Annotated in this window: 10 protein-coding genes; 7 read left to right on the plus strand and 3 right to left on the minus strand. The window is 45.5% G+C overall.

What is annotated here, in order from left to right:
* Positions 1 to 345 precede the first annotated feature (345 nt).
* From ABS362_RS03325 to cfa, 5 genes are all read left to right on the plus strand, one after another.
* Positions 346 to 1,716, plus strand: a complete 1,371-nt coding sequence (locus ABS362_RS03325) for a sigma-54-dependent transcriptional regulator (protein WP_350410869.1) — start codon at positions 346 to 348, stop codon at positions 1,714 to 1,716.
* A complete protein-coding gene (locus ABS362_RS03330) occupies positions 1,706 to 3,061 on the plus strand; it encodes a sensor histidine kinase (RefSeq protein ID WP_350410870.1) in 1,356 nt (451 codons plus the stop codon). The genes ABS362_RS03325 and ABS362_RS03330 overlap by 11 nt, the downstream gene beginning before the upstream one ends.
* 290 nt (positions 3,062 to 3,351) lie before the next feature.
* Positions 3,352 to 5,001 (plus strand): catalase, encoded by a 1,650-nt coding sequence (locus ABS362_RS03335; protein WP_350410871.1) that lies wholly within the window; start codon positions 3,352 to 3,354, stop codon positions 4,999 to 5,001.
* Between the two features lie 258 nt (positions 5,002 to 5,259).
* Entirely contained in the window at positions 5,260 to 6,261 is a 1,002-nt protein-coding gene (locus ABS362_RS03340; protein ID WP_350410872.1) for a DUF3667 domain-containing protein, read from the plus strand.
* Between the two features lie 151 nt (positions 6,262 to 6,412).
* Positions 6,413 to 7,534 (plus strand): cyclopropane fatty acyl phospholipid synthase, encoded by a 1,122-nt coding sequence (cfa, locus tag ABS362_RS03345; RefSeq protein WP_350410873.1) that lies wholly within the window; start codon positions 6,413 to 6,415, stop codon positions 7,532 to 7,534.
* Positions 7,535 to 7,536: 2 nt separating this feature from the next.
* On the opposite strand, the gene ABS362_RS03350 is transcribed toward cfa, so the two are convergent.
* Positions 7,537 to 8,004 carry a hypothetical protein gene (locus ABS362_RS03350; RefSeq protein ID WP_350410874.1) on the minus strand — a complete coding sequence of 156 codons (468 nt, stop codon included), beginning with the start codon at positions 8,002 to 8,004 and terminating at the stop codon, positions 7,537 to 7,539.
* Positions 8,005 to 8,447: 443 nt separating this feature from the next.
* On the opposite strand from ABS362_RS03350, the gene ABS362_RS03355 reads away from it, so the two are divergent.
* A complete protein-coding gene (locus ABS362_RS03355) occupies positions 8,448 to 10,349 on the plus strand; it encodes a DNA polymerase III subunit gamma/tau (RefSeq protein ID WP_350410875.1) in 1,902 nt (633 codons plus the stop codon).
* Between the two features lie 51 nt (positions 10,350 to 10,400).
* Positions 10,401 to 13,352 carry a M16 family metallopeptidase gene (locus ABS362_RS03360; protein WP_350410876.1) on the plus strand — a complete coding sequence of 984 codons (2,952 nt, stop codon included), beginning with the start codon at positions 10,401 to 10,403 and terminating at the stop codon, positions 13,350 to 13,352.
* Between the two features lie 267 nt (positions 13,353 to 13,619).
* Here ABS362_RS03360 and ABS362_RS03365 read toward each other — a convergent pair whose 3' ends face one another.
* Together ABS362_RS03365 and ABS362_RS03370 are read right to left on the minus strand one after the other, a co-directional pair.
* Positions 13,620 to 14,537 carry an NmrA family NAD(P)-binding protein gene (locus ABS362_RS03365; protein ID WP_350410877.1) on the minus strand — a complete coding sequence of 306 codons (918 nt, stop codon included), beginning with the start codon at positions 14,535 to 14,537 and terminating at the stop codon, positions 13,620 to 13,622.
* A gap of 858 nt (positions 14,538 to 15,395) precedes the next feature.
* The gene (locus ABS362_RS03370) at positions 15,396 to 17,624 is read right to left on the minus strand and encodes an NADP-dependent isocitrate dehydrogenase (RefSeq protein ID WP_350410878.1); all 2,229 of its coding nucleotides are present in this window, start codon (positions 17,622 to 17,624) and stop codon (positions 15,396 to 15,398) included.
* Positions 17,625 to 17,886 lie beyond the last annotated feature (262 nt).

The raw sequence follows: 17,886 nt of genomic DNA on the forward strand, positions 1-17,886 counted from the left end.
CTATAAATCAAAAACTTACCAAAACGACTAACTATATAAGTGTCCGCTTCTGATACACAATTCAAGTGAACACCTGTCCGGTAGTGCTACAGCATTATGTCTGAATCTTTAAATAGAGCCCTTACTACAAGGATTTACAGGATTACAGGATAAGCAGGATTAGTGGCAGAGTATAGATTTTTTGTTTCCGGTTTAGGTAAACTTCATTCAAGTCAATCCATCAAATCCCCATTAATCCTTGTTCTGACAAACCATCCTGTAAATCTTTTAATCCTGTAAATCCTGATTCAGACAAATTCACATAAATTGTTTACTTTCGGTATCAGAACCAGAATTGCTTGCACTATGGCCACAGGAAAAACCGGTAGCGTTTTAATTGTTGACGACGAAACCGACGTACTTTTTGCGTTGAAAATGCTGCTTAAAACCGAGGTTAAGGAAGTAGTAACTGAAAAAAATCCGGATAACCTCTTAAGCTTACTTTCCAAAGAGAGGTTTGATGTCATTTTCCTGGATATGAACTTTAAAAGTGCTCTGAACACAGGCAACGAAGGTCTTTACTGGTTACGCCAGATCCTGGACAAAGACAAAGATGCTACAGTTATCCTGATCACGGCTTATGGCGATGTAGAGCTAGCGGTAAGATCTTTAAAACAAGGTGCTTACGATTTTATAGTAAAGCCCTGGCACAACGACAAACTGCTTGAAACGCTGCACAATGCGCTACATTCCAAAGGGCAGAGAAAGAGCAAATCGTCATCTCCAACTATAGCCTCCCAGACAACTATACTTGGCCAGTCAGAAGCTATTCAGGATATACTTTACAAGATCGAAAAAATAGCACCTACTGAGGCAAACGTGTTGATTTTGGGCGAGAACGGTACCGGTAAAGAACTGGTGGCGCGCGCGCTTCACGAAAAATCCTTCAGGGCAAACAAGCCTTTTGTGAGTGTGGATGTAGCTGCCCTTACAGATACCTTGTTCGAGAGTGAATTATTCGGTTTTAAGAAAGGGGCATTTACCGACGCCAAAGAAGACCGCAAAGGCCGTTTTGAAGCTGCCAACGGTGGCACACTGTTCCTGGATGAAATAGGAAACATTTCGCCGGCAATGCAGGCTAAGTTGCTGACCGTGCTGCAAAACCGGCAGGTTACACCATTAGGCTCCAACACTCCTGTGCCGGTTGATATCCGGCTTATATCAGCAACCAACGAACCAATTTACGAGTTGGCAGCTAAGAACCTGTTCCGCAAAGATCTGATCTATCGTATTAACACTGTTGAGATAACACTGCCACCATTGCGCCAACGCCATGGCGATGTAGAATTACTGGCCAGACATTTTGCTACCATCTACGCCGAAAAGAACCATAAGCCTGTACCGGAATTTGCCCCTGCTACCCTGCAGAAACTGAATCAGCATAGCTGGCCGGGCAATGTGCGGGAACTGCAGCATGCCGTGGAGCGCGCCATTATATTGGCTGAGAATAGCATACTACAGCCACAGGATTTTACTTTCTCGGCAATGGAGCTTGCTCCTGCTACTCAAACTATACCTGCATTTGCAGCAGAAACCAACATGCCGCTAAGCGAGATAGAGCGCGAAACTATACGACGTGTGATAGAGAAGAACAAAGGCAATATTTCTAGAGCAGCCAAAGAACTTGGCCTTACCCGCACTGCCCTTTACCGACGCCTGAACAAATATGATATCTAAGCGACTGGAACTCGGACTGTTTGTACGGTTTATACTTTTGCTGGGCATGATGTATGTTACGGTACAGTACCTGACGCAGTACACCTGGCTGCAGGTAACATCGGGTATACTGGTCATCCTGGCGCAACTATGGGAAATGGCACGTTATGTAACCCGTAGTAACAACGAGCTCGCAAGGTTTCTGGAAGCTGTGAAGCACCGCGATTTCTCGCAACGGTTTAACGAAAACACCAACTCATCGCTGCAACAGCTTCACAAAGCTTTTAACCTGATCAACAACACATTTAAGCAGCTGCACATAGAGCGCGAGGCACAGTTCCAGTACATGCAAACTATATTACAGCTGGTTGATACCGGCATTATAGCTGTAGATGCTGAGACCGGCGAAGTGGAATGGGTAAACGATGCGTTCAAGAAGATACTGGGTGTGCCCTACCTGAAAAGCATTAACAGCCTCGAGAACCGCTACCCTACCCTGCACGAAACACTGCAAACTATAAAATCAGGAGAAAGTACCCAGGTAAAGCTGAAATTGCCAACAGGTCAGTCGCAGTTGCTGGTTTCGGCTACGGCTTTTACCCTGCAGCACCGCAACCTTCTGCTTATAGTACTTAAAAACGTGAGCGCCACCGTAGATGCCACCGAAACCGAAGCCTGGCAGAAACTACTCCGCGTAATGACGCATGAGATCATGAACTCGGTAGCTCCAATTGCCTCGCTGGCCGATACGCTTGGCAAACACCTGCACATGGAAAGGGAACGCTATAGTTCAGAGCCCGAAGTACCTGTTGACCTGGAGTTATTGGAAGACACCGAAGAAGGCATCGGCATCATTAAAAAGCGAAGCGAAGGACTTTTACGTTTCACGCAGTTTTACCGGAACCTCAATAAGCAGCAGCAACTAAACCTGACCACCATTTACGTGCAGGAGCTATTTAAAAGTATAAATTCCCTGATGCGGCCGCGCCTGGAAGAAGAAGGAATTGCGTTTACCTGTAAAGTATCAACACCTGACCTGACTATAAACGGCGACGTAAACTTACTAGAGCAAGTACTCATCAACCTGATCACGAATGCGCAGCGGGCAGTGAGGGAAAGAGCAAACCCGGAGATCATGCTGGTAGCGCAGCAACTGGAGGGCAAAGTAACTATAGCACTACACGATAACGGCACCGGCATACCTGAAGAACTCCTCGAAAGTATCTTTATACCGTTCTTTACCTCGCATAAAGACGGTTCCGGTATCGGGCTTAGTTTATCAAAACACATCATGCACCTTCACAAAGGAACTATACAGGTCGAGAGCGAAGAAAATGTTGGCACTACATTTAAGCTCATCTTTTAAATTATAGGGCAACTATAGTTTTATTTATAGTTTATAAAGAGAGAAATAGCCGTCGTCGGTGTTTTCACCAACAATCTATAGAACATAGTCTACTGCTTGCTGGTGAAAACACGCAGCAAAGGCAACGTACATTGGATAATAATAACCCTTAACAGCCTTTCTACATTTCATTTAAATAATTTGATTATAGATTTTTTGAAGTTATATATAGACAGAATCTATAAACATAACCTATCAAGATAGAGTATACTGGTTAAGTTAACTTATTAATCATCAACCGGTATCGCGCTATGAACGAAAACAAAAAGTACCGCACCGCCAGCTTAAGCAATGGCAAAAAGGGCAAAGAAAACAAAGACCGCCAGCTCACCACCCGCCAGGGACATCCCGTAACCGATAACCAGAACATCAGAACAGTAGGCAACCGTGGTCCTGCCACCATGGAGAACTACCACTTCATCGAGAAGATATCGCACTTCGACAGAGAGCGTGTGCCTGAGCGAGTAGTGCATGCGCGTGGTGCCGGAGCTCATGGAGTTTTCAAAGCTTATGGCAAAGTAGGCAACGACCTAGTTGAGAAATTTACCCGCGCCAAAGTATTTCAGAAAGGGAAAGAAACACCAACCTTTGTTCGCTTCTCTACGGTAGGGCATGGTACGCACTCTCCAGAAACGTTGCGCGACCCGCGTGGCTTTGCTGTTAAATTTTATACTGAAGATGGTAACTGGGACCTGGTAGGTAATAACCTGAAGATATTCTTCATCCGTGATGCCATGAAATTCCCGGACCTGATCCACTCTCAGAAACCTGACCCTGTAACCAACATCCAGAGCGCTGAGCGTATTTTCGATTTCTTTTCGGGTACGCCTGAAGCAACTCATATGGTTACCTTCCTGTACTCGCCCTGGGGCATACCAGCCAATTATAGACAAATGCAGGGCTCCGGTGTAAATACATACAAATGGGTGAATGCTGATGGTGAAGCCGTACTGGTAAAATATCACTGGGAGCCGGTAAAGCAGGGAATCAGGAACCTAACCCAGAAAGAAGCACAGGAGATACAGGGTAAGAACTTTAATCACGCCACCCAGGACCTGTATGAAGCCATTGAGCGCGGCGATTTTCCTGAGTGGGAACTGAACGTGCAGATCATGAGCGATGATGACCATCCGGAACTGGATTTTGACCCGCTGGACGATACCAAACTGTGGCCTAAAGAGCAGTTTCCGTGGTACCCGGTTGGCAAAATGACCCTGAACCGCAACCCTGTCGATTACTTTAATGAAGTGGAATTGTCGGCTTTTGGTACCGGTGTATTGGTAGACGGACTGGACTTCTCGGATGACAAAATGCTGCAGGGACGTACCTTCTCTTACTCTGATACACAGCGTTACCGTGTTGGTGCAAACTATCTGCAGTTGCCTATAAATGCGGCAAAAACCCATGTGGCAACCAACCAGCGCGGCGGCCAAATGGCTTTTGACACTGATTTTGCTGAAGGCCAGAACATACACGTAAACTATGAGCCATCTATTTTAGGTGGTTTGCAGGAAGCTCCAAAGGCAGGTAAGGACTATACGCCTCGCTACGAAGCCAACCTGGTACGCCAGCCAATTGAACGTGCTAACCAGTTTAAGCAGGCCGGCGAAACGTACCGCAACTTCGAAGACTGGGAACGTGATGAGCTGATCAATAACCTAGGTAACGACCTGGCCAAATGCGACCCGCGCATCCAGGAAAAAATGCTCAGCTACTTTACCCAGGCTGATGAAGACTATGGCCGCCGGGTGAAGGAAAGCATTCAACGTGCTGTGACGGAAGCGAAGAAAATGATGAAGCATGATATTATAGAAGGCACCGATGGCCCGTTGGGCAATGTTTCCGGGGAAGAAGGAGTTGAAGATGCCAAGTCAAAATCGCATTCTGCTAAACCGTATTAAACTATGTAGTAGTTAAATCGGAGCATTAAACTATTGCCGTGGCCAGCCAATTCAGAAGCTGGTCACGGTTTTTTATGCATTATAGTTTCACCTCAAATTACTGCACCTACCCACGACTAACACACAAAAGATTGTAGCATTAATGAGTACATATAATTGAAATCCCGCAACATATGGTTTATTAAATATTAATTTAAGTATAACACTTGTCTAAGGTAGGTAATTCTTAATTTTGGGCTCCGCTATACTAAACCTACTATGAAAAAACATTATCGTTCTGATAAGAACTGCCTGAATTGCGGCACAACCGTTGCAGATAAATTTTGCCCGAACTGCGGCCAGGAAAACCTGGAACTACACGAGAATTTCTTTCACCTGGTGCTGCACAGCGTCGGCCATTACTTCCATTTCGAGTCGAAGTTTTTTAACAGTATTGTGCCGCTTCTTACAAAACCGGGTTACTTAACAAAGGAGTATTTTGCAGGCAGACGTGCGTCGCATCTCAACCCGTTCAGTATGTATATCTCTATCAGCATCCTGTTCTTTTTCCTTTTCACGGCCAACTCCAACAGCAATAAAGAAGATATTATGGAGGAAAGTACGGCAAAAGAAGAAAACACGGTAACCAAAGCTGAAGAGGCAAAAACTATTGTGAGCAATGCTCTTCCTGAAAAAACAGGAAGCAATACGTATAACCTCATTAACAACTCTCGGGCAGCTACTGGTAATCAAAACGACACTATCATATTTACAAACCCGATAGCAGCAGAAGCAGACACTACAGATAGGTTTACAATAGCCGGGTATGATGTGCCGGTCAGGTCGTTGAATGCTAAATACAGGGATGTGATGGATGACGAACTGAGCAAACAGCTTTTTGTAAATAAGCTGACAAGCCATTTACCTAAAATGATGTTCATACTGCTGCCCTTGTTTGCCCTAATCCTGAAAATGGTGAACTTCAGATCAAAGAAGTTGTATGCAGAGCACCTCGTCTACTCCATACACGTGCATTCGTTCCTTTTCCTGTTTGGGTCTATACTAATTGTACTAAAATGGCTGCTACCCTTCCTATCAGGCTGGATAATGTTTGCGGGGTTTGTTGTGGGGATTTGGTACATCTACAGGTCCATGCGCAACACTTATAGAGGCTCACGCTGGCTTACTGTCTATAAGTTCTTCACGCTGGCCTTTGCTTATACTTTCCTGATGCTGCTAAGCGGTTTTGTGGTAGTTGTTGCCACGTTGTATACGATCTGATAACAAGAAGCCGGCTTGCCAGGTCCGAATCATTCTTTGCAACAGAATTTAGCAAAACCATAGTACACTTCAACCATTATGCTTAACCCGCGTTCATACCTTTACAAGTATAAACTAGTCTACTACAGCATCTTATACTTAACAAAGAGCCATGAGCGCCACCAATTTAAAGCAACAGGTAGCTGGTATCTTAGCCACAGCAGATGTTAAGATCAACGGTCCGGACCCATGGGATTTGCATGTACATGACGAAAGGTTTTACAAGCGCATACTTACCGAAGGCACCTTAGGTCTGGGCGAGTCTTACATGGATGGCTGGTGGGATTGCGACCATATAGACCAGTTTGTTTTTAAAGTGATCAGGGCTGATCTGTACAGACAGGCAAAACTCGGGTGGCGATCGGTGTTACAGTTGCTGCTGGCTAAACTATGGAATATGCAGCGCAAAGGCAAAGCCGCCCAAAACGCACAGCGCCACTACGATATCGGCAACAAACTATACCAGCTGATGCTCGACAAGCGCCTGGTCTATAGTTGCGGCTACTGGAAAGATACTGATAACCTGGACCAGGCCCAAAAAAACAAACTCGACCTGATCTGTCGGAAACTATACCTGAAACCCGGCCAGCGCGTGCTGGATATTGGTTGTGGCTGGGGAAGTTTCGCGAAGTATGCCGCAGAGAACTATGGCGTTGAAGTAGTTGGTGTTACGGTTTCAAAAGAGCAGGCAGCACTGGCCCGTGAGATCTGTAAAGGTTTACCTATTGAAATTCGCCTTCAGGATTACCGGGATGTAAGGGAGCAGTTTGACCATATCGTTTCGGTAGGGATGTTTGAGCATGTGGGTTATCGTAACCACAGAACCTTTATGCAGGTAGCGCAACGCTGCCTGAAAGATGATGGCCTGTTTTTACTGCATACTATTGGCGTTAACTTCTCAAAAGTATCAGCCGACCCGTTTACCGACACCTACATTTTCCCAAACTGCCTGATACCCTCTATAAAACAACTGGGAGCCGCCATGGAGCATCTTTTTATAGTAGAAGACTGGCACAACTTCGGCCCCTACTACGACCTGACCTTAATGGCCTGGTTTCAAAACTTTAACAGCAACTGGGAGCAACTGCAAGGCAAATATGGCGAGCGCTTTTACCGTATGTGGAAATATTACCTGCTCTCCAGCGCCGGCTCGTTCCGGGCACGCAACAACCAACTATGGCAACTAGTGCTTTCTAAACAAGGAGTGGTTGGTGGTTATAAAGCTGTAAGGTAAAACTACTTTAAAACAAACCTTGTAGATGTTACTTCACTATCTGTTATCAGCCTCCCGATATAGGTTCCGACAGGCAGGTTCTCTCCTTTAAACTGGAACATCAGCTCTTCTTTCTCCTGGCCAAAGCCCTCCGCCAGAACCGCAACTATAGTTCCCTGCATTGTAAGCACTTCCAGTTTGTAGTTACCACGTTGCTTTAAAGTAAAGCCCAGTACTTTTTTAGTACTGAATGCTTTATGAGCAACCCATAGTTTAAGTCTCTCCGTTTCTGTTGTATTACCGAGCGTGGTAGGCTGTTTCTCAATAGCTGTTTTACTTCCGGCTATAGTTGTAGTATGCCCAGGTTCAGGCAAATTATCTGGAAATTTACCAGCCACGTACAGTTCAGCTTTATCTTTGGCAACAGCTACTTCCTGCCCCATTACCAGGTCAGCTTTTAACAAGACAACAAGCAACAATATAAATCTCACAAATAGGCTGAATAGACTTTTCATTGGCTCGGCTTTTAAAGTATGACAGGCAATGGTTAGCTAATGACTGATAACTAAAGCTACTACTTCAGAAAACCACGTAACAGGAATAAAAAGGGGCTAAGGTAACATGCCTGTTTTTATGAAAAAGGTTATGGTACTGGCTGCAGGCTTATTACAGTTATATCAATAAAAAGGCAAAATCCAATTAACAGGAACATAACTTGTCTCAGGAAAGCCAATTAGTAACATAAGGAGGTAGTAGTATTGACCGAAAACTATAGCTAGACATCAAAAAGACCCGTTTAAAGTACTATTTACACGACTCAGCTTAACAGCAATTCAGCTTTTGTTATAGTCGTACTTAAAGTGGATAACTCTATGGAAAACTACTGGATAAAAAGCACTCCCATCTCATCTTCAGATTGATTATCTTTGTAGTAATGGAAAATTTCGTAGTATCAGCGCGTAAGTACCGCCCGAGCACCTTCGATAGTGTTGTGGGTCAGCACCATATAACCAATACCCTTAAAAACGCCATTAGCAGCAAGCATCTGGCACAGGCTTTCCTTTTCTGCGGCCCACGTGGAGTAGGTAAAACTACCTGTGCCCGTATTCTGGCCAAAACTATAAACTGCGAGAATATCACCCCGGAAACGGAGGCTTGTAACGAGTGCGAATCGTGCAAAAGCTTTAACAGCAACAGCTCGTTCAACATCCATGAGCTCGATGCCGCCTCTAATAACTCGGTAGAAGATATCCGTAACCTGGTGGAACAGGTGCGTTATGCGCCACAAACGGGCAAGTACAAGATCTATATCATAGATGAGGTGCATATGCTCTCGAACCAGGCCTTCAACGCTTTCCTGAAGACCCTGGAAGAGCCGCCAAGCTATGCCATCTTTATCCTAGCTACCACCGAGCGCCACAAGATCATCCCAACCATCCTTTCGCGTTGCCAGATCTTTGATTTTAACAGGATCAGGATTGAAGACATGGTGCGCCACCTGGGTAACATTGCTCAGAAAGAAAGTATAGACGCCGAGCCGGATGCCTTGCATCTGATCTCTCAGAAAGCTGACGGTGCCCTGCGCGACGCCTTGTCTATTTTCGACCAGATGGTAACCTTCTCGGGTAGCAATGTAACCTACAAAGCCACTGTCGAGAACCTGCACATCCTGGACTATGATTATTACTTCCGGTTAACAGATGATCTGCTGAATCAGAATTTATCAGGCGCGTTATTGTTGTTTGATGAGATATTGAAGAATGGTTTTGATGCGCATAATTTCCTGGTAGGCATAGCAGAGCATTTCCGTAGTTTGCTGGTGTGTAAAGATACACAGACAGTGCAGTTACTGGAGGTATCGGATAACATCAAGGCAAAGTATGCCGAGCAGTCTCAGAAGTCTTCTGTTTCGTTCCTGTTATCGGGTTTAAATGTGGTAAGTACCTGCGACACCAACTATAAGAGCAGCAAAAACCAGCGCCTGCACGTGGAGCTGTGCCTGATGAAACTGGCACACCTGAATGCAGCCCTGAGTTTTGCAGTTGAAGGAGCAGACGTAAAAAAAGCTAAGGTAGCAGCGCCGGCACCCGCCTCTACCGCATCTTCAGGTGCCATCCCGTCTGCGGCTATGCAGCCTGCCCATGCACATGGCACGGTTCCATCGCAACAGATGCAGCAAACAGTGCCAGGCAGTGTACCGTCGGAGCGTATGCAGCCGCCACACGCGCCTGACCATGTGCCATCAGAAGGCTTGCAGCAGCCACCTAAACAACAGGAGGTAACACCGGATGCACATCTTGCCCCGCCAAAGGCACAAGCTGTACCGGAACCATCGCGTGCTAAAGTGCAGTTGCCACCGGCAAAAAAACTGAGCAAACTGCCCAGCTTAAAAGACCTGAACAATGCCCCGGCTGCTGTAGCAGAAGTTGCAGTAGCTGCTGAAGATGAAGATACTAACTATGGCGCTATAATTCCGATTGATGAAGCCAGGCTGAAAACAGTGTGGCACGCTATCCTGCGCCGTAAGAAGGCAGAGAACATGATGGAGTTTACGCTTCTCAACCGACAGTATCACTTTGGTCCGGATAATGAGATCATACTTCACCTGGAGAACCATGTAATGATGGACCAGTTTTCGGCCATTTATCGGGATATAATTCGGGAAGTGAGGAGCGAAACCGGTAACAGAACTATAAAACTGCGTGCTGAGGTGATAGAAGTGCAGGATGATAGCCGCAAACTTTATACGTCGCAGGATAAATTTAACTACCTGGCCGAGAAATTTCCGGTTATAGTTGACATGAAACAGCGCTTTGGCCTGGATACTGATTTTTAATCTGTAATAAACTATCTTCGTATAGTCACATCATCACCAAACAATCAAACTATGACAGTCAAAAAGGGATTATCGCTTTTTTTGGTCGCCTCTGCTTTTACATTAACCCAGTGTAAAAATGAGATCAACCAGACGCAAGCAACAACCGAAGCTACTGCTGAGGCCAAAACCGAAAAAGAGTATACCTACGAAACAGCGCTAAACGATCCGCTGAACGCCCGCATCTATACCCTGGATAATGGCCTGAAAGTGTACCTGACAGATTACGAAGAAGCCCCGCGCATCCAAACGTACATTGCCGTGCGTGCCGGCGCTAAAAACGACCCTGCTGATGCTACCGGCCTTGCCCACTACCTGGAGCATATGGTGTTTAAAGGCACTACGGAACTTGGCACTCAGAACTGGGAGAAAGAAAAAGTAGAGCTGGATAAAGTAGAAGCCCTTTACGAAAAATACAGAGCAACCAAAGACGAAGCTGCCCGCAAAAAGATTTATGCGCAGATCGACTCGGTTTCGGGAGTAGCGGCTACATACGCTATCGCCAACGAATACGATAAGATCTTAGGTGCTATTGGCGCCAAAGGAACAAACGCATATACCTGGGTAGACCAGACTGTGTATGTGAACGACATCCCGAGCAACCAACTGGAGCGCTGGGTAGAACTGGAAGCAGACCGCTTTGCTGACATGGTACCACGTATTTTCCATACGGAGCTGGAGGCAGTGTACGAAGAGAAGAACCGTACCCTGGATAACGATGGCTGGAAAGTACAGGAAGCGATCAGCGCAGCCCTTTTCCCGACACACCAGTACGGTTCACAGTCAACTATAGGAACTATAGATCACCTGAAAAACCCGTCTATCACCGAGATCAAGAAGTACTATAACAAGTACTACGTTCCGAACAACATGGCCATTGCCATGAGCGGCGACATTGATTTCGATCAGACTATCCGTTTGATTGACAAATATTGGGGAACTATGGAGCAGCAGCCTGAACCTTCATTCGATGTTGCCCAGGAAAAGCCAATACAGAAGCCAATTGTAAAAGAAATTTTAGGACCGGATGCTGAGAACGTATCCATCGCTTTCCGCACCCCGGACATCAACTCAAAAGATGCGCTGGTGATACAGATGATCAGCAATTTGCTTTACAACGGACAGGCCGGTTTAGTAGACCTGAACCTGAACCAGCAGCAGAAAGTTTTGCAGGCCTATGCTTACGACACCCCAATGAAAGACTATGGCATGTTCCGGATGACGGGTATGCCACGCCAGGGCCAGACTTTAGATCAGGTTCGTGATTTGTTGTTGCAGCAGCTGGAGCTGATCAAAAAAGGTCAGTTTGATGAGTCGCTGATACAAGCTGTTGTGAACAACGACAAGATAAACACCATGAAAGCCTACGAAGATAACAGCAACCGCGCTGATGCCTTTGTCTCGGCCTTTATTTATGAAATGCCCTGGGATAAGTTTGTGAGCCGCCCTGCGGAATATGCACAGATCACAAAGCAGGATGTTATGGATGTAGCTAACAAGTACTTCAATAATAACTATGTACTTGTTTATAAGAAGACTGGCAAAGACCCTAACGCTCAAAAAGTTGAGAAGCCTGCCATTACACCGGTTGCAGTTAACCGCGATGCGCAGTCGGATTACTACAAGGCGTTTATGGCGAAAGAAGTAGCGCCGTTGCAGCCTGTGTTCATCGACTATAAAAAAGACATTACCGAAGCAAAACTGAAGCAGAACATTCCGCTGCTATATACTAAGAACAAAGAGAACGGCCTGTTCCAACTATATTACATCCTGGACATGGGCACCAACAACGACCCTAAACTGGGCATGGCCGTGAACTACCTGAAGTACCTGGGCACCGACAAGTATAGCGCAGAAGAGCTTCAGAAAGAATTCTACAAGCTGGGTACTTCGTTTGATGTGTTCTCTTCCGGAGACCAGGTGTATGTAAGCCTTACAGGTTTAGATGAGAACTTTGAGAAAGGCCTGAACCTGTTTGAGAGTGTATTAGCCAATGCAAAACCAGACCAGCAAGCCCTGAACGACATGGTAGCCGGTATACTGAAAGCCCGTGATGATGCCAAGAAAAACAAAGGCATTATTCTGCAGCAAGCCATGATGAATTATGCCAAGTACGGCCCTAAAAACCCTTTCAACACTGTACTTAGCGAGAAGGAACTGAAAGCTGTGAAACCACAGGAACTGGTAAATATTATCAAGAGCATTCCGACGTACGAGCACCGCGTGTTATACTACGGTCCACGTGAAACGGATAATCTGACAGCAGCACTGAATGCAGGCCACAACGTACCGGCAACACTTAAGCCGGTACCTGCCGAGAAAGTATATAAGGAAATCGACTTTACGCAGCCAACTGTTTACTGGGCAGACTATAACATGGTGCAGGCAGAGATGCTATTCGTGAGCAAATCTGTTCCTTACAATAAGGACATTATTCCGGTGGTGCGTCTGTACAACGAGTATATGGGTGGTATCGTGTTTCAGGACTTGCGTGAGTCTAAAGCGCTTGCCTACTCAACTTACTCGAGCTATGGTACTGCTTCTAAAAAAGACCGTGCGAACTACCTGGTATCGTATATTGGTGCTCAGGCAGATAAGTTAGCAGAAGCAATGGCGGGTATGCAGGCCTTGTTAACCGATATGCCACTGGCTGATGCCAACTTCCAGAATGCACAGGCAGCCCTTCGTAACAGCATCTCTACGGAGCGTATCACTAAATCCGATATCCTGTTCAATTACGAGCGTGCTAAAAAGCTTGGCCTGACCTACGACATTCGCCAGGATGTGTACCAAAGCGCCAACACCATGACCTTTGACCAGATGAAGGAATTCCAGCAGAAGTACGTTAAAGGCCAGCCACAGGCTATACTTGTAATCGGCTCTAAAGACAAGCTGAACTTTAAAGCCCTGGAGAAGTATGGCAAAGTGAAGCAGCTGACTCTGAAGGAGCTGTTTGGGTATTAATATCCTGATTTAAGACGCATTGCGTCCCTATATATAGTATAAGCGGCAGCCATAGTTGGTTGCCGTTTCTGTTTTATACTTAACTCTGTTTTGCAAATGAATTTACTAAAATGCTGTTCCGGATTTGCAATCCGGAACGCTGATAACTGCGGATTTGTAATCCGCTTAATGCCCGGAGCCACTGCCTTTGCTTTCGCGGATTACAAATCCGCGGATAATGTACTTTCGGATTGCAAATCCGAAAGAGCGGTTTAAAAGTATAAAGCTTTACCGCTTAGCCAATACTTCGGCTACACTTGTCCATTTTATTTTAGAATAGCGGTTGTTATCTAATGGCTCCAGTTTTGGTAATCCGCTGAACATATCGCGCATGTACTGCATGCCCTGCCAGGCAGGAAATACTTCTTTACTGTTAGGCGTAAGAGCTTTTGTGATCTTGATGATAGTATTCAGCAAGCCCAATCCGCCAACCCGGAACAGGCCAAAATCTTCTCCTGTAGCTTTACTTGCAGCTTCTTTTAAACCATGCGCATTCAGTACATCGCCGGCAATGCGGAGGTAACGTGGTGTAGTTGGGTCAAGCGCAGCAGCAGCGGTATAGTCGGCTGTGTTCTGTATAGTTGTGAAGTCCATGAGTTGGTCCGGATTGCCATAGTACATCACCTTCTTTATCGGAAATAGAACGATAGGAGCTTGCCCGGTAAGCAGATCAGCGAACATACCACATAAGACAGAAGTCGCAGCGATAGAAGCATTATCTAAGCGCTCTTTAAATTCTTTTCTGAAATCCAGGTTGCGGTTGTTGCCATAAGGCAGCTTCGTAAAATCAATGGCAAAGTCGGAAGGTATAAAACGGGGAACACCAGCTGCTACAGCCGCATTTAGCAACAAGGTCTGTATCCCAACCATCACATAATGCAGCCCCGATAAGGCCGAAACCACACAGTCTGCTCCTTCACAGGCTTTCGTTAATTCAGCAGCATTATGGAAATCAACTACACAAATAACAGCTCCCGCATTATGCAACGCATTCACTTTACCTGCATCACTATCAGGCCGAACCAACACGCGCACATCTGCCTCTTTTTCAAGAAGCGCCCTGGCAATGCGTCCGCCCAAATCTCCTGTGGCTCCTGCTAAAACTATAGTTGGCTTTTGTGATGCTGAAGTGTTGATACTTTCCATAGTTGCTTACTTACTTTTGGTTTGTAACAGGGTTTTAATGGAAAGGTTGTGGTTTATAGAAATGCTTATGCAACTAGTTATACTTACCTTAAACTATCAGCATATAACGACTAAACCGAATTACTAATCGCATTAGGCATTACTTACAACTCATAAAGTCGAATTAAAACTAACAAACAACTACCAATCAGAATGTTAATAAATATGTTGAAAAATAAATTTAAAAACATCTACAACAATGCTTCCTATATTAGTAATATAAATTATATTTGCTAAAGAATATAGTTACACTCAGCTATAATATTCAATTCACACATTCCTTACTACTAAAAGCACACCGCTTTTAATCACAAACAGCTTACCGATCTTTATACTATTATACCTTTAAAGTATAACTCGATCTATCATCTCTTTTTCTATTCTCAGAATATCGATTACCAGATTATCCCCACAATTCTTGATTCAATTCCACTCCAATTTAGTCTCATCAAATATCTATAGAATATAATCTCCAACTTAATAAATATAAATCCATGCCTAAAAGCCATTCCCCTCGGCACAAGTATGACCCTTCCAAAGGGTTGACCAAACCTAATGGTCAAAGTAAAAGATTAAAAAGAGACAGTAAAACCATCAAAGTCAATGGATGGCTTAATCTTAAGCTTGAAGCTATTACAATCAAGAGCTCCTGGCTCACCAGATTAATTATTTCTTTTGTATTCGTATTATTATTGAGTAAGCTAAGTGGGTATAATATCTCAGACATCTTACTTTTACTAAGTTTCGCACAAAAGAAATAAATAAAAAAGGCTGCCCAATCTCTCAGGCAGCCTTTTTATTTATACTTTATACTTCAGATTAGAAGTTAGCTAACGCAGCGTTCAGCGTCTCACTCGGTCTCATCGCTTCATCAACTTTCGCATTATCCGGGTGGTAGTAACCGCCGATCTCAACTGGCTTGCCTTGTGCGGCGATCTGCTCGTCTACGATTTTCTGCTCGTTGTCGGTTAGTTCCTGCGCCAGCTTCGTGAACCTGTCTTTCAGCTCCTGGTTCTTGTTCTGCTCGGCAAGTGCCTGTGCCCAGTACATCGCCAGGTAGAAGTGGCTACCACGGTTATCGATGCCACCAACTTTACGAGCCGGCGACTTATCTTTCTCCAGGAACTCAGCGTTCGCTTTGTTCAGAGCTTCCGCCAATACTTCTGCCTTCTCGTTCTTTGTCTTGTAAGCTAGGTCTTCCAAAGAAACTGCAAGTGCCAGGAACTCACCAAGCGAATCCCAACGCAGGTAATTTTCTTCTGTAAACTGTTCCACATGCTTCGGCGCAGATCCACCGGCACCTGTCTCGAACAAGCCACCGCCATCCAGCAACGGAACAATAGAAAGCATTTTAGCACTTGTACCTAACTCAAGAATTGGGAACAGGTCGGTCAGGTAGTCGCGAAGTACGTTACCGGTAACCGAGATAGTATCTTTGCCCGCTTTGGCACGCTCACAGGTATAGCGCATGGCTTCAACCGGAGACATGATCTTGATCTCAAGGCCATTCGTATCGTGATCCTTCAGGTACTTTTCTACTTTTTTGATCAGGTTGGCGTCGTGGGCACGCTGCGGATCCAGCCAGAAAATTGCTGGTGTGTTGGTGATGCGCGCTCTTGTAACGGCCAGTTTTACCCAATCCTGAATCGGAAGGTCTTTTGTCTGGCACGCTCTGAAGATATCGCCTTCTTCTACTTTCTGCTCCATCAGTGTGTTGCCATTCGCATCAACTATACGCACCGTACCAGCTTCCGCCATTTCGAACGTCTTGTCATGCGAGCCATACTCTTCGGCTTTCTGCGCCATCAAACCGATGTTTGGCACAGTACCCATGGTAGTTGGGTCGAAAGCGCCGTTCTCTTTGTTGAACTGGATCACTTCCTGGTAGATCTGTGCATAAGAGCGGTCCGGAATGATCGCTTTGGTATCGTGCAATTTGCCATCAGCACCCCACATCTGGCCAGACGAACGAATAGCTGCCGGCATAGACGCATCGATGATCACGTCGCTTGGCACATGCAGGTTGGTAATGCCTTTATCAGAGTTTACCATCGCCAGTTCAGGGCGGTTAGCCATCTCAGCTTTCAGGTCAGCCTCAATTTCTGAGCGCTTCTCAGCTGGCAGGTTCTGGATCTTGGTGTATACATCACCTAAACCATTGTTTGCATCAACACCAAGTTCTTTGAAAGTAGCTGCGTGTTTCGCAAAAGTATCTTTAAAGAACACCTTTACCGCGTGGCCGAACATAATAGGGTCAGACACCTTCATCATGGTAGCTTTCAGGTGCAGCGATAAAAGTATACCTTGCTCCTTCGCTTCAGCAATCTCTTTCTCCAGGAACGAACGCAGCGCGTTCTTGCTCATCACAGAAGAGTCCATCACTTCACCGGCTTTCAGCGCCACTTTGTCTTTCAGCACTTTGGTATCGCCGTTAGTACCAACAAACTCGATGCGTACATCGGTAGCGCTATCAACTACCACAGACTGCTCTGTTCCGTAGAAGTCGCCGCCAGTCATGTGGGCAACGTGCGTTTTAGAATCTGATGACCAGGCACCCATCGAGTGAGGGTGTTTTTTTGCGTACTGCTTCACCGCATCAGCTACACGACGATCAGAGTTACCTTCGCGCAATACAGGGTTTACTGCACTACCTAAGATCTTTGAATAACGTGCTTTTGCATCTTTCTCAGCATCGTTCTTCGGGTCAGCCGGGTAATCCGGGATGTTGTAACCCTGCGACTGAAGTTCTTTGATCGCTTCTGTCAGCTGTGGAATAGATGCGCTGATATTTGGCAATTTGATGATGTTGGCTTCAGGGGTTTTAGCAAGGTCGCCCAGGTAAGCCAGGTCGTCGTTCTGCTTCTGCTCTGCTGATAGGTTCTCCGGGAAAGCAGCGATGATACGGCCAGCAAGGGAAATATCTCTTGTTTCTACTTCAATATCAGCGGCTTTTGTGAAAGCCTGAACGATTGGTAAGAAAGAACGCGTAGCCAAAGCCGGCGCCTCATCGGTAACAGTATAGATGATCTTTGATGCTTTTGTAGTCATTTTATAGTTTGGTTTAATGCTGAGCCTCTGCAAAGCAGCAGAAACTGCAGGTTAAAAGCTGTAATTAAGGTTATAGTTAAATCCTGTTACGGGAAATCTGTTTTACCCAACCGGATCGTGCAACAAATATAATAGTCTTTTTGATAAAGGTGGGCCAATGCGACCGGCTTTCGCTGATTAGAATTTCATGCATCACTTATGGCTTAAAATCAGGTTCGAATTCCCGGGTAAACAAGGGCTTCCGCACTTTGACACAAAGAGC

It is taken from the genome of Pontibacter populi (genome assembly GCF_040278685.1).
GTDB classification, from domain to species: Bacteria; Bacteroidota; Bacteroidia; order Cytophagales; family Hymenobacteraceae; genus Pontibacter; species Pontibacter populi.

Coding starts and splice junctions, on each gene's coding strand:
- ABS362_RS03325 (WP_350410869.1), top strand. CDS start 346: ATGGCCACAGGAAAAACCGGTAGCGTTTTAATTGTTGACGACGAAACC.
- ABS362_RS03330 (WP_350410870.1), top strand. CDS start 1,706: ATGATATCTAAGCGACTGGAACTCGGACTGTTTGTACGGTTTATACTT.
- ABS362_RS03335 (WP_350410871.1), top strand. CDS start 3,352: ATGAACGAAAACAAAAAGTACCGCACCGCCAGCTTAAGCAATGGCAAA.
- ABS362_RS03340 (WP_350410872.1), top strand. CDS start 5,260: ATGAAAAAACATTATCGTTCTGATAAGAACTGCCTGAATTGCGGCACA.
- cfa (WP_350410873.1), top strand. CDS start 6,413: ATGAGCGCCACCAATTTAAAGCAACAGGTAGCTGGTATCTTAGCCACA.
- ABS362_RS03355 (WP_350410875.1), top strand. CDS start 8,448: ATGGAAAATTTCGTAGTATCAGCGCGTAAGTACCGCCCGAGCACCTTC.
- ABS362_RS03360 (WP_350410876.1), top strand. CDS start 10,401: ATGACAGTCAAAAAGGGATTATCGCTTTTTTTGGTCGCCTCTGCTTTT.
- ABS362_RS03365 (WP_350410877.1), bottom strand. CDS start 14,537: ATGGAAAGTATCAACACTTCAGCATCACAAAAGCCAACTATAGTTTTA.
- ABS362_RS03370 (WP_350410878.1), bottom strand. CDS start 17,624: ATGACTACAAAAGCATCAAAGATCATCTATACTGTTACCGATGAGGCG.